The organism is Amycolatopsis sp. NPDC023774, assembly GCF_040639695.1.
Taxonomy (GTDB): Bacteria; Actinomycetota; Actinomycetes; order Mycobacteriales; family Pseudonocardiaceae; genus Amycolatopsis.
Window position 1 is genome coordinate 310209 of record NZ_JBFAAJ010000004.1, and the last position, 11812, is coordinate 322020.

Genomic DNA, 11812 nt, shown 5'->3' on the forward strand with positions numbered 1-11812 from the left:
TGACTCTTCAGAGCGGGGGCATCTAGTGGCAACGGGCACGACGGTATTCAGCAGGGTGACGGTGGTCGCGCCGAACACCCGGATCGACGTCGCGCTTCCGGCCGACGTCGCGGTGGCCGACCTGCTGCCGATGCTGCTGGAGATGGCCAAGGAGACCTCGCCCGACGGCGGCGCGCGCCACGGCGGCTGGGCACTGGCCAAGCTCGGCGACGCCCCGCTCGACCCGAGCCGGACGCTGGCTTCGCTCGGCGTCGTGGACGGCGAGTTGCTGCAGCTGCGCAAGCGCAACGAGAACCCGCCACCGCCGCTGTACGACGACGTGGTCGACGCCATCGCCGAGTCGACGCCCGACAGCTTCCGCCCGTGGACCAAGGAGACGGCGCGCCGCTTCGGCCACGTCGCCGGCGGCCTCGCGCTGTTCGTCTCCGCGCTGGCGCTGTTCATGAGCGGCTCGCTCTACGGCGGCAGCGCGCTCGGCGCGGCCATCGCCGGCGGCCTCGGCGCGATCGCCTGCGTGGCGGTCGGCGCGACGCTCGCGAAGGCTTACCAGGCCGAGGCCACGGGCGTGCTGATCGCGGCCGCGGGCGGCCTGCCGCTGGCGTTCGTGAGCGGCTTCTACATCGTGCCCGGCCTTTCGGTGCGCGCGAACCTGCTGCTGGGCGCGGTCCTCGTACTCATCGTCTCGGCGGTCTGCATCCTGATCATCGGCGCCGGCATCCGCGTCTTCATCGCCGCGGCCACGGCCGGCGCGTTCGGCGCGATCGCGTTCCTCGTCGCCACGCTCGTGCCCGGCGCCACCACGGCCGGTGTGGGCGCCGGTGCGGTCGCCGTGTCGCTCGCCTGCATCTCGATCCTGCCGCGCGCCACGATCTGGCTCGCGAAGCTCCCGCTGCCACACGTGCCCAGCACCGCGGAGGAGCTGAAGGAAGACTCGGGTTTCCCGGACTACCAGGCCATCGAGCAGCGCACCGCGATCGCCCACGACTACATGACCGGCCTGATGATCGGCTGCGGCGCCACCACGGCCATCTCCGCCGTGATCGCCGCGACCGCGCCCGGCTACTTCGGGATCATCCTCGGCGTGGTCGCCACACTCGTGCTGCTGCTGCGCGCCCGCGCGTACGCCAACGGCGCCCAGGCGATCGCGCTGCTGACCACCGGCATGGTGTCCGCGGCCGGCATCCTCGTCGGCTGGCTCTTCGCCACCACGGCGGAATACCGGCTGCTGTACGTGTTCGGCGCCCTGATCGTGGTCGCCGCGGGCTCGCTCGTGGTCGGCGTGATCTTCCCGAACCAGCGCTTCTCGCCGCCGCTGCGGCGCACCGTGGAGATCCTCGAGGCGATCTGCATCGCGGTCGTGCTGCCGCTCGCGCTCGGCGTGATGGACCTCTACACGACGCTGCGCCACCTGAACCTCAAGTGAGGCGGCAGATGCGCGCGCGAGGTCCGTTCGTCCGGCGGCTCGGGATCGGTGGCCGCACGGGAGTCGTCCTGCTCGCGGCCGGGCTCGGGGTGCTGTCGCCGTTCGCGATCGCCTCGCCCGCGTCGGCTCAGCAGGGCTCCGACGCCGCGGGCACGTGGGCGACGCCTCCGCAGGTGGACGAGAGCGCGCTGCCGCCCGACGAGCGCAAACCCGACCAGACCTATACGAAGAAAACCGAGTGCGTGAAGCGCAGCCTCGGGCAGAACATCGAGATCAACACGATCCCGTGGGGCCAGAGCTACCTGCAGCTGGACAAGGCCCAGCAGATCGTGCGCTCGGCCAAGGGCACGGTCGGCGGGGGCATCACCGTCGCCGTGGTCGACACCGGCGTCACCCCGCACCCGTGGTTCCAGGACCGGGTCGAAAGCGGCGGTGACTACGTCGCGAAGCCGGACAACGGCGCCGCGCCCGGCCTGCAGGACTGCGACGGCCACGGGACCGAGGTCGCCGGCATCATCGCGGGCAACCCGCAGGACCCGAAGGTCGGCTTCATCGGGGTCGCGCCCGACGCCACGATCCGTTCGTACCGGCAGCTGAGCTCGAACTACGCCGTCGACCAGAACGCCTCGAACAACACCGGGCAACCCGGTGGCGGCACCGGCAATCCGCCTGGCGACCAGAACGGGGGTCAGAACGGCAGCACCCCGCCCAGTGGCCAGAACGGCGGTCAGCTGCCCGGCACCGGCGGTGGTGGCGGTGAGGTCGGCGGCGGTACCGCTCCCCAGCAGGACGACAAGGGTGACACCCGTCAGCTGCAGAAGGAAGGCACCGCGGGCACGCTGAAGACGCTGGCCGAGATCATCCACGGCATCGCCGAGCGGGGCGAAGCCAGCGTGATCAACATGTCGGTGGACCACTGCCGGGCGGCCGACGGGACCGGCAGCATCCAGGCGGGCGAACAGCAGGTGCAGGCCGCGGTGAAGTTCGCGGCCGACCGCAACGTGGTGGTCGTCGCCGCCGCGGGAAACGTCTCCGACGACTGCCCGCAGAACGACCAGGCCGACCCGAACAAGCCGCGCTCGATCGTCACGCCGCCATGGTTCGCCGACGACGTGCTGTCGGTCGGCGCGATCGACGAAACCGGCGGCGTCGCGTCGTTCAGCGTGCACGGGCCCTGGGTCGGCGTCGCCGCGCCGGGCACCGACATCGTGTCGCTCGACCCGGCCGAGGGCTCGACGGGCCTGGCCAACCTGACCATCGAGGGCACCCAGCAGTCGCCGATCCAGGGCACGAGCTTCGCCTCGCCGTACGTGGCCGGCGTGGCCGCGCTCGTGCGCCAGATGTACCCGCAGCTCACGGCTCGCCAGGTGATCCAGCGCATCGAGGCCACCGCGCAGCACCCGGCCGCGCCGGGCGGGCGCGACGACTTCGTGGGCTACGGCGTGATCGACCCCGTGGCCGCGCTCACCGCGAACCTGCCGAACGACGTCGGTGAGCTCGCGAAGCCGAAACCCGTGGTGCAGACGGCGGTGCTGCCGCCCGCCGACTCCATGAGCTCGACGCCGATGATCGTCGCGCTCGCCGGCACCGGCGGCGGCATCGTGGCGCTGCTGATCACGCTGTTCGTGATGCACACGATCCGGCGCAATCGCCCGACCGGGCCGCCGAGCTGAGCACTACCTGCCCGAAGACGTTGAAGGGGCCGTACACCGTGGAAAGGCGGTGTACGGCCCCTTCGGTCAGTTCTGGGGTTTCTTGGTCTTGGCGGGCTTGCGAGGGTCCTCCCCGATCACGGGTGGCGTGACCGGCGCGGGATCGCCGAGGAGCTCGGAAGGCTTGGCGGGCGTGCGGTTCCTGGCCTGGCGCGAGCCGCCACCTCCACCGCCCATGCCGCCCCCGCCCATGCCGCCCATCGTCATCATGGGCATCATCGACATGCCACCGGACTCGTTCTGGGCGGCCGGCACGGGCGCCGGGGCGAGACCTTCCGGTCCGATCGGCGGCACGCCCGCCTGCCCCTGCGTGAGGCGAGGGTCGGCGCCGGTTTCCTTGCCCTGGTGGAGTTCCTCGGCCGCGGACGCCGAAACGGAGTCGTCGGCAGGCGGTGTCGCGGCGTCGGTGTCGGTCGCTGAGGTCGCGGCTTCCGCGTGGATCGCGGCGGCTTCCGCGTGGACCTGTTGAGCCGCGTCGTCGTGCGTCGGCTGCTCAGATGCGGACGGCCCCGCGGTGACCGCTGAGTGCTGCTGCGCCGGCGCGGATTCGGTTTCGTGCAGCCGAAACTGTTCCTGCGGGTAGTGCTGGCGCACGGCGATGCTCGACTGCTCCCCCGCCGGCGCGTCCACGCCGTTGCACAGCTGCGCGAAGTGCTGCAGCACGTCTTCCGCCGCGTCGTAGAGCGATTTCACCGACTGCGTGGTCTCGCGCAGCTGCGTGCGCGAGCGGCTGACGCCACCGACCGGCAGCATCGCCGACTCCGACAGCAGGTCGGCCGAGTCCACCAGCACGTCGGTGGCGTCGGCGACGATCTTGCGCAGCGATCCGGCCAGTTCCTCCAGCGCGCCCGCCAGCTCGTCCAGCGCGTCTTCGACGCCTTCGCTCGCGGACCGGATTTCACCCAGGTAAGTGACAAACGCGTCGGCGTCCTCGCCGGACCACGACGCGTCGAGCCGGCCCAGCTCGTCAGCCAGGTCGGCGGAAACGCCGCCCGCCGTCTTCGCCGCGGTGCGCAGGCGTTGGGCTTCCTCGTCGAGCTCGCCCCAGCGGCCGACGAGCGGCCGGTAGTACGTCTCGACGGGGTCGGTCACGCCGAGCTCACCCGCGAGCTCGGACACGAACGCCAGCGACGGCTCCGTCACGACAGCCCCCCGGCATGCTTGATCTGCTCCGCCGCGTCGGCGTCACGCTGCGCGTGGCCGGCGGTGAGCTGGTCCAGGGCCTCCGCGGCCGAACGCAGCGCGACCGCGCCCGCCTGCAGCTGCTGCCGCAACGTTGCGGACGCCCGCGCGTACGACTGGTCCAGACCGAGGCGGCCACCGAGCTCGCCGTACGCCTCAGACGTGGTCGCTCCCGCACCGACGCCGCCCGCGGCCGTGTCCAGCTCGTCGGCGGCCAGCGCGACCTTGGCCGCGTAGCCGCCGACGACTTCGCCGTCGATGTTCAGCGCGTTGTTCCCCGCTGCCACGACATCCCTCCGCTCACCCGACTGTCTTCGAGTGTGACGGAAGCGAGCCCGCTTCAGTTCCCCGCCGGCTGCCCGGCCTGCTGGTTGGGCGGCGACTGGAACGAACCGGCGTTCGGGTCGATCGGCACGGAGTCGAACTGCTTCATCACGTTCTGCGTGTTCAGCGACGAACCCGTGGGCAGCAGGCCGATGATCGACTCCGGCGCGGGCAGCGCGTTGGTCAGGCCGAGCGCGCCGGCCGTCGCCTGGTCCGGCACGCCGTAGCGGAGGCCGCGGTCGCTGATCAGCTGGATCGGGCCCTTGAAGAACGTCGCGCTCGACTCGGTGGCCGACTGCACCACGGCGCCGAAGCCCGGCGGCATGTAGAACCCGGTGATCGGCAGGCCGTTCGGGCCGGTGTTGCTGATGCTCTGGACCTTGCTCGAGCCGTCGGCGTTCGTCGTCTCGGCCGGCAGGCCCTTGCTCACGTACACCGACGTGTGGGCCGTCTTCTTGTTGATGTCGAACGACCAGCCCAGGCACGCCACCGGCGAGCCCTGCGTGGCGTCGAGCACGGTCGGGGCCTTCTCGGGGTAGTTGGCCACGTCCACGAAGCCCTGGTCGTTCGGCTGCAACTGCTTGACATTGTTGAGCTTCGCCAGGCCGAGGTCGGTGATCCTGCTGCCACTGCCGTTCTTCGCCGTGCGCACGATGTCGGCGACCGCCGAGGACACCTTCTCGATGCCGGCCTGGGTGATCAACCAGAAATCGGGCTGAGCGCCGGACGGGGTCGTGGAGAACACGTCGCCGACGGTGAGACCGTCGAAGTCCTGCGGCGGCGTCTCACCTGTGCCAGGGACGACCGGCGGCACCAGCTTGCCGACGTCGGGGATCGCGTTGAGGAACGCCTGGGAAGCCTTGCGCGCCTTGGCCGGCAGCTGTAGCGCCGCCCGCACCGGGTCGCTGTCGCCGAGGTCGACCTCGGCGCGCACGGTGTTGGCGTCGGGCCGCGCCTGCGTGGCCTGCAGGCGGTAGATCAGGTAGGTCTTGCCGTCGTCCGCGCGGCCGAGCAGCGCCTGGCTCCGGTTCAGCTCCGTGCCGACGTTCGCGACGCCACCGATCACCGTGGTGTCGGTGCGGTTCACGCTGTCGGGGTCCGGCAGTCGCGTGTCGAGCGCCACCTGGTCGCAGACCGCCCAGTTGGGAGAAATGCGCTGGGTCTCATTGGGCAGAAGTTGTGGCCCATCGGGAATGCCGGTCAGCTTCTCGCGCGGAATGTTCTTGAGCTGTTCATCGGAGACGACGGTCGGATTCACCACCGCGGCCGGCGCCGCATTCCCGGCGGGCTGCGCGCCGCCTTGTGCGCCTTGCGTCGCCTGCTGCGACTGCGCGAGCAGGATCAGGCGGGCGGAAGCGAGGTTGAACGTCGGAATCAGTTTCTGCGGATTTCCCGTGACCACGTAAACGGTGCCGGACTGCTCACCGATCACGATGCCGCCCGACGCGGGCACCGACGGAGCGGGGCTGAGCAGGGCGATCAACACGAAAACCACTGCGCCGAGCACGCCGAGGATCACCCCGACGACGGTCGCCCGCGAGTGTGTGCGCATCGGGTCGTGGAGCATCACCGCGTCGCGGCGGACGAGCGCCGACTGCATCCGGCGCATGACGAACTTGTAGGCCTGAACCTGACTCTTAGTCGTGGGTGTTGATGGCATTCTCGACCTACAGTCCTCCCCGTCGCGGTACGGTTCCGCAGGATAGCCGTACGGGGACCGTCTGGTGTGGGGTTTCTACCAACTCAAGCTAGGGTCGGACACCTCGGGACCGGCTTTCCGGGAACGTAGCACTCACGAGGGGAAGAGAACGCGCGGATGTCCGTCACCACGCCTCCACGTCCGCCAGGGCCCCCCGGGCCACCGCCGCCCGGAGGACGTCCTCCGGGCCCGCCGCAGCGGCCGGGCAGAGCAGGCGGACCGGGTGGACCTGGTGGCGTGCCGGGCGGTCCTGGCGGAGTCCCGCGTGGACCCGGTGGCCCGGGGGCGCCCGGTGCTCCCGGGGGGCCCGGCCCCCGTGGCGGCGGCCCGGGCGGGCCCGGTGGACCTGGCGGTCCGGGTGGACCCGGCGGCCCCGGAGGTCCGGGGGGACCTGGCGGGCCCGGTGGACCTGGGGGACCCGGTTCCGGCGGTCCCGGTCCTGACGGCCCCGGTGGCTCGCCGCAGGGCGGTGGCACCGCGACCGCGACGCGCCTGGCCCCGCCCTCGCGTCAGCGTTCCGGCGGCATCAACCTCGGCGCACTGCCCGTGGCGAACCTCGTGCTCCTCGAGGTGGGTGTCGCGATCGGACTCGTGCTGCTCGCCATCGACATGGAGCAGTTGAAGTACATCGCCATCGGGGTCGCGGCCGTGTTCCTCATCTTCGCGTTCCTGCGCTGGGGCGGGCGCTGGTTCACCCAGTGGCTCGGCCTGACGCTGCGCTACCGCTTCCGTTCGCACGACCGCGTCGCGACCCCGCCGCCGCCCAGCAGCCTCGAAGAGCTGGCCGCGGAGAACAGCACGGTGACGGGCCCGGACGACGCGCGGGTGAACCTGCTGCGCCTGGCCGTGCCGGACCTCGTGGTGGCGCACGGCGTCGACCACGAGCGCCAGCAGGTCGGCCTCGCCTGGAACGACGGCACGTGGACGGCGGTGCTCCTCGTGGAGCCGACGCCCGCGCTGATCACCCAGGCCGGCGGCGCGCCGAGCCTGCCGCTGTCGGCGCTCGCACCGTGCCTCGAGGACCGCGGTGTGGTGCTCGACTCGATCCAGATGATCTGGCACAGCTACCCGGGTTCCGCGGCGCTGCCGTCGGACTCGCCGGCGCTCAGCTCGTACATGGAGGTGCTCGGCCCGCTGCCCGCGGCGGCCCGGCGCACCACGTGGATCGCGATCCGTCTCGACCCGCGCCGCTGCCCGGAGGCGATCCGGGAACGCGGCGGCGGCGTCGTCGGTGCCCACCGCGCGCTGATCGGTGCGTTGTCACGCGTGCGCAACGCGCTGGAGTCGCAGGGCGTGCCGACGCGGCCGCTGGACCCGGACGAGCTGCTGCGCGCCAGCATCTCCGCCGCGGAACTCACGGCCGTGGCGGGTTCGTCGACGAAGGTCACGTTGCAGGAGAGCTGGACGGGCGTCACGGCGGCCGGCATCGGGCACTCCAGCTACGCGATCACGAGCTGGCCCAAGGGCAAGATCACCGGCAGCCTCGACGCGCTCACGAGCGTGCGCGCGCTGTCCGCCACGGTAGCCATGTCGATTTCCCCCGCGGCGGACGAAGGCCGGATCGGTCTGCGCGGCGTGGTGCGCGTGAGCGCCCGCAACCCGCGTGAGCTCGAGGCGGCCGACCAGCGGCTCAAGTCCATTTCGGAGCGGCTCGACGTCGACCTGACCCCCTTGCGCGGCCTGCAGATCTCGGCGTTCGCCGCCACCCTGCCGATCGGAGGTACGGCATGAGCACCCGCCTTCGCGACGCCGGGCAGAACCCCGGCGTGGCCCCGGAGTTCACGGTCGACCCCGCGATGCTCGACGCGATCAGCCCCTCGGGCGACCGCGGCGGCATCGTCCTCGGCTCGGGCCTGAAGGGCGAACCGCTCACCATCTCCGCCCTGCGCTCCACTCCGACGCGCATCGTGCTCGTGGGCGGGCTGTACCTGGCCCGTCAGGTCGCGCTGCGCGCGATGGCGGTGGGTGCGTGGGTGGTTGTGGCCACCGGGCGTCCGGCGGCCTGGCAGGTGCTCTCCCAGGCCGCCGGCAACCGCGACGGACGGCCGTCGCCCCTGGTGCAGATCCGGCGCCTGTCGCCGGTCGAGCTGCCGCGTCCCTCGGAGGACGCGCCGCTGCTCGTGGTCACCGACGGCGGCCCGACCCCGCAGGACCTCTTCCCGCCGCGCTCGCCGTGGCAGACGACCGTCTACGTCCTGCCGTACCTGCACCCACAGGCCGGCGCGACGGCCAACGCCGCGGATCTCGTGCTGATGCAGCGCCTGCCCGCCGGCCAGGCCGAGCTGGCGGCCCGCATCTGGCGCCTGCCGCCGCAGATGATGCGCCAGCTGACCACGCTCAAGGACGACCAGGTCGTGGCTCTGGGCCGCAACCTGTGGCGACCACTGCGCCTCGTGACGACGCAGAAGGAACAGCAGCTGCTCGGCCCGGTGCGCCGGGGCGACTGAGCCGGTTTCGCTTGTGGTGAAGGCCTCCTCGGCGCGTTCGCGGAGGCCTTCGCGGTATTCAGATCAGGAGCTCGGCGACGGCGCCCGGCGCCTCCCGCATCGCGTTGTGAGCGGTGGGGAGGTCGTGGACGCGCCAGACCGCATCGGCTCGGAGTCGGGCGCGGAGTCCGGCGAAGCGGGTGTGGTCTTCCCAGCCGGCGCAGTAGACGAAATCGCGCCGGGGCACACGCTCGACGGCTCCGGTCAGCCGGATCGTCTGCACGAGGGAGGCGAGGGGGTGGGGACGGCGGCGGGGATCGCCGCCGTGCGGGGCGCGGAACGGCGGACGGACGGCGTGGCCCGTGTCGGCCGCACCGGCCAAGAACGACTGCCGGTAGCCCTCGGTGGTCAACGACCAGCACGAGTCGCCGTCGCGCGGAACGTAGGCGTCGAGATGAACCAGACGGGACACGCGCCCGCCGACGCGGTCGGCGGCGGCGGCGATCACCATCCCGCCGTAGCTGTGGCCGACCAGCGTCGCGTCGGTGATCCGGGCGCGATCCAGGAGACTCACGACGTCGTCGGCGTGAGTGTCGAGGTGGGCGCTCGCCACCGTCGCGTCGTCATCGTCGGGCCGCAATCCCGTCAGGGTCAGGGCGTGGACGGTGTGCCCGGCCCGCTCCAGCATCGGGATGACCGACTCGAACGTCCAGGCACCGTGCCACGCACCGGGCACGAGGACGAACGTCGCCATGGCAGATCTCCTGCTCGGCTCGCGATCGAGGACCACACTAGATCAGCACGACCGCAGTGTGACGCACCACCGATAAGCCGCCCGTTGATGCCCGTTCGCCGCCAAGTTCAGCACCTGGCTCCCCGGCAGGCCGCGAGTCCGCTAGCGGCGCGACAGCACGTGGGCGTCGAGGAAACCCCGCTCGGCCCGCGGGTCGTGGACGAGCCGGGCGGACTCGGCGAGGCCGGCGCCGGCAAGCAGCTCGGCGAAGTGGTCGACCGGCCAGCTGTAGGCGGGCGCGACCTTGTGGTCGAAGCGGACCGGCTCGGGGCCGTCGGTCGCGAAGAACGAGACGAGTGCCAGACCGCCCGGGGCCAGCACGCGCGTCAGCTCCGCGAGCAACGCAGGCAGTTCCGCCGGCGGGGTGTGGATCAGTGAGTAGTGGGCGACCACGCCGCCGAGGGAGCCGTCCTCGAGCGGGAGGGCTTCCGTCCGGACCTCGTCGAACCGCAGCGCCGGGAACGACTTGCGGGCGTGCTCGACCATGCCCGGGGACAGGTCGAGCCCTCGGGCAGCCAGCCCCTGGTCGCACAGGAAAGCGGTGATGTGGCCGGGACCGCAGCCGATGTCGGCCACGTGCGAGTTGCCCGTCGCGGCCACCAGCTCGGCGAAGGTGCGGACCATGGTCCGTGTGAACGGCATCGTCTCCAACTGCCGGTCGGCGAAAAGCGAGGCGTACAGCTCGACGACGCCGTCGTAGGCCGCCCTGGTCTCGTCCTGGTGCTCCCCCATGCGGAGAGAAGCTACAGGTCCTCGGCGGAGCGGACGTTGCGCGTCTGCTCGGCGCGCGCGGCGAGTTCGGCGTCCGGCGGGTAGTCGACGGCGGTGAGCGTGAGGCCGTGAGCCGGGGCGACGGCGCTGTCCCGCGTGCCGCGGGCGAGGACCTCGGCGGGCCAGGAGCGGGGACGGCGCCCGTCGCCGACCATCAGCAGGACGCCGACGAGGCTGCGGACCATGGAGTGGCAGAAGGCATCGGCGGAGACGCGGGCTTCCAGCAGGTGCTCGTCGAGCCGGGTCCATTCCAGCTGCTGCAGCTCGCGGATCGTGGTGCCGCCCTCACGCTGCTTGCAGTAGGCCGCGAAGTCCTGCAGGCCCAGCAGGTCCGCGGCGGCCTCGTTCATGGCGTCCGTCGACAGCGGACGGCCCCAGGCGAGGGTGTCGTTGCGGCGCAGCGGATCGACGCCCCACGGCGCGTCTGAGACGCGGTAGCGGTAGTGGCGGCGGATGGCCGAGAAGCGGGCGTCGAAGCCCGCGGGGGCGACGCGGGCGCCGAGCACGCGCACGTCGGCGGGCATCAGCTTGTTCCAGCGGCCCGTCATGCGCGTCAGGTCTGGGATGCCCTGCGCGTCCACGGGTACGCGGCCGGGAGCGCCGGGCTCCAGCGGGACGACGTCCACGTGCACGACCTGACCGGTCGCGTGCACGCCGGCGTCCGTGCGGCCCGCGACGACCACGGACTTGGGCACGGACGCGCCGGGCGGCTGACGCTGCAGGGCCGCTTCCAGCTCGGCCTGCACGGTGCGCCGGCCGGGCTGGCGAGCCCAGCCCGAGAAGTCCGTGCCGTCGTAGGAAACGTCCAGGCGCAGACGAACGAGCCCGCCTTCCCTGGAGGGAGTGGCGGGCTCGTCCGGTGTCGACTGTGCCGTCAGGACTTCAGTCCTTCTTGGCGTCCGCGTCGTCAGCGGCCTCGTCCGAGTCCGACGAAGCCGCAGCTTCCTCGGAGTCCGAAACAGCCGCGGCCTCGGTGGTCTCCTCGGCCGGAGCCTCGGCGACGGCTTCTTCCGACGTGGTCTCGTCGACCACGGCGGCCTCGGCCGGCTTCTCGTCCTTCGCGAACTTCGTCTTGCGAGCCCGCTCGGCTTCCGACGTCACGGTCTTCTCCGCGACCAGTTCGATGACGGCCATGGCGGCGTTGTCGCCCTTGCGCGGCATCGTCTTGGTGATGCGGGTGTAACCGCCGGCGCGCTCCGCGAAGTGCGGACCGATCTCGGCGAAGAGCTTGTGCACGACGTCCTTGTCACGCACGACCTTCTGCACCTGGCGACGGTTGTGCAGGTCGCCCCGCTTCGCCTTGGTGATCAGCTTCTCGGCCAGCGGGCGCACCCGGCGGGCCTTCGCCTCGGTCGTGGTGATCTTGCCGTGCTCGAACAGCTGCGTGGCCAGGTTGGCCAGGATCAGCCGCTCGTGCGCGGACGACCCGCCGAGCCGGGCTCCCTTGGTAGGGGTGGGCATTGGTTCTCCTAGTTCAGCTGC

At 71.8% G+C, this 11812-nt stretch carries 11 protein-coding genes; 4 read left to right on the forward strand and 7 right to left on the reverse strand.

Going from position 1 to position 11812, the window contains the following annotated elements; all coding sequences use genetic code 11:
• The first annotated feature begins 55 nt into the window (after positions 1–55).
• Both eccD and AB0F91_RS13725 read left to right on the forward strand, forming a co-directional pair.
• Positions 56–1423, forward strand: a complete 1368-nt coding sequence (gene eccD / locus AB0F91_RS13720; RefSeq protein ID WP_360597524.1) for a type VII secretion integral membrane protein EccD — start codon at positions 56–58, stop codon at positions 1421–1423.
• Between the two features lie 8 nt (positions 1424–1431).
• On the forward strand, positions 1432–3096 hold the full coding sequence (locus AB0F91_RS13725) for a S8 family serine peptidase (protein WP_360597525.1): 1665 nt from the start codon (positions 1432–1434) through the stop codon (positions 3094–3096).
• Positions 3097–3162: 66 nt separating this feature from the next.
• Here AB0F91_RS13725 and AB0F91_RS13730 read toward each other — a convergent pair whose 3' ends face one another.
• From AB0F91_RS13730 to eccB, 3 genes are read right to left on the reverse strand one after another with little or no spacing between them, the layout of a single operon-like run.
• Positions 3163–4278: a WXG100 family type VII secretion target gene (locus AB0F91_RS13730; RefSeq protein WP_360597527.1), complete on the reverse strand. Its 1116-nt coding sequence runs from the start codon at positions 4276–4278 to the stop codon at positions 3163–3165.
• Positions 4275–4604: a hypothetical protein gene (locus AB0F91_RS13735; RefSeq protein ID WP_360597528.1), complete on the reverse strand. Its 330-nt coding sequence runs from the start codon at positions 4602–4604 to the stop codon at positions 4275–4277. The genes AB0F91_RS13730 and AB0F91_RS13735 overlap by 4 nt, the downstream gene beginning before the upstream one ends.
• A gap of 53 nt (positions 4605–4657) precedes the next feature.
• Positions 4658–6241, reverse strand: a complete 1584-nt coding sequence (gene eccB / locus AB0F91_RS13740) for a type VII secretion protein EccB (protein ID WP_360597833.1) — start codon at positions 6239–6241, stop codon at positions 4658–4660.
• Between the two features lie 645 nt (positions 6242–6886).
• Between eccB and eccE the strand changes: the two genes are divergently transcribed.
• Positions 6887–8071, forward strand: a complete 1185-nt coding sequence (gene eccE, locus AB0F91_RS13745; RefSeq protein ID WP_360597529.1) for a type VII secretion protein EccE — start codon at positions 6887–6889, stop codon at positions 8069–8071.
• On the forward strand, positions 8068–8787 hold the full coding sequence (locus AB0F91_RS13750; RefSeq protein WP_220246102.1) for a hypothetical protein: 720 nt from the start codon (positions 8068–8070) through the stop codon (positions 8785–8787). Before eccE ends, AB0F91_RS13750 begins: the two co-directional genes overlap by 4 nt.
• A 58-nt stretch (positions 8788–8845) precedes the next feature.
• On the opposite strand, the gene AB0F91_RS13755 is transcribed toward AB0F91_RS13750, so the two are convergent.
• From AB0F91_RS13755 to rplQ, 4 genes are all read right to left on the reverse strand, one after another.
• Positions 8846–9520, reverse strand: a complete 675-nt coding sequence (locus AB0F91_RS13755; protein WP_360597531.1) for an alpha/beta fold hydrolase — start codon at positions 9518–9520, stop codon at positions 8846–8848.
• Positions 9521–9661: 141 nt separating this feature from the next.
• Positions 9662–10291 carry a class I SAM-dependent methyltransferase gene (locus AB0F91_RS13760; protein WP_360597532.1) on the reverse strand — a complete coding sequence of 210 codons (630 nt, stop codon included), beginning with the start codon at positions 10289–10291 and terminating at the stop codon, positions 9662–9664.
• An 11-nt stretch (positions 10292–10302) separates the two neighbouring features.
• Positions 10303–11139, reverse strand: a complete 837-nt coding sequence (gene truA / locus AB0F91_RS13765) for a tRNA pseudouridine(38-40) synthase TruA (RefSeq protein ID WP_360597835.1) — start codon at positions 11137–11139, stop codon at positions 10303–10305.
• A 73-nt stretch (positions 11140–11212) separates the two neighbouring features.
• Positions 11213–11791, reverse strand: a complete 579-nt coding sequence (gene rplQ / locus AB0F91_RS13770; protein ID WP_360597533.1) for a 50S ribosomal protein L17 — start codon at positions 11789–11791, stop codon at positions 11213–11215.
• Between the last annotated feature and the right edge of the window lie 21 nt (positions 11792–11812).

What these genes read in the sequence shown, in the direction of transcription:
- AB0F91_RS13725 (WP_360597525.1), top strand. Translation starts at nt 1,432, where the DNA reads ATGCGCGCGCGAGGTCCGTTCGTCCGGCGGCTCGGGATCGGTGGCCGC.
- eccB (WP_360597833.1), bottom strand. Translation starts at nt 6,241, where the DNA reads ATGCAGTCGGCGCTCGTCCGCCGCGACGCGGTGATGCTCCACGACCCG.
- AB0F91_RS13750 (WP_220246102.1), top strand. Translation starts at nt 8,068, where the DNA reads ATGAGCACCCGCCTTCGCGACGCCGGGCAGAACCCCGGCGTGGCCCCG.
- AB0F91_RS13755 (WP_360597531.1), bottom strand. Translation starts at nt 9,520, where the DNA reads ATGGCGACGTTCGTCCTCGTGCCCGGTGCGTGGCACGGTGCCTGGACG.
- AB0F91_RS13760 (WP_360597532.1), bottom strand. Translation starts at nt 10,291, where the DNA reads ATGGGGGAGCACCAGGACGAGACCAGGGCGGCCTACGACGGCGTCGTC.
- rplQ (WP_360597533.1), bottom strand. Translation starts at nt 11,791, where the DNA reads ATGCCCACCCCTACCAAGGGAGCCCGGCTCGGCGGGTCGTCCGCGCAC.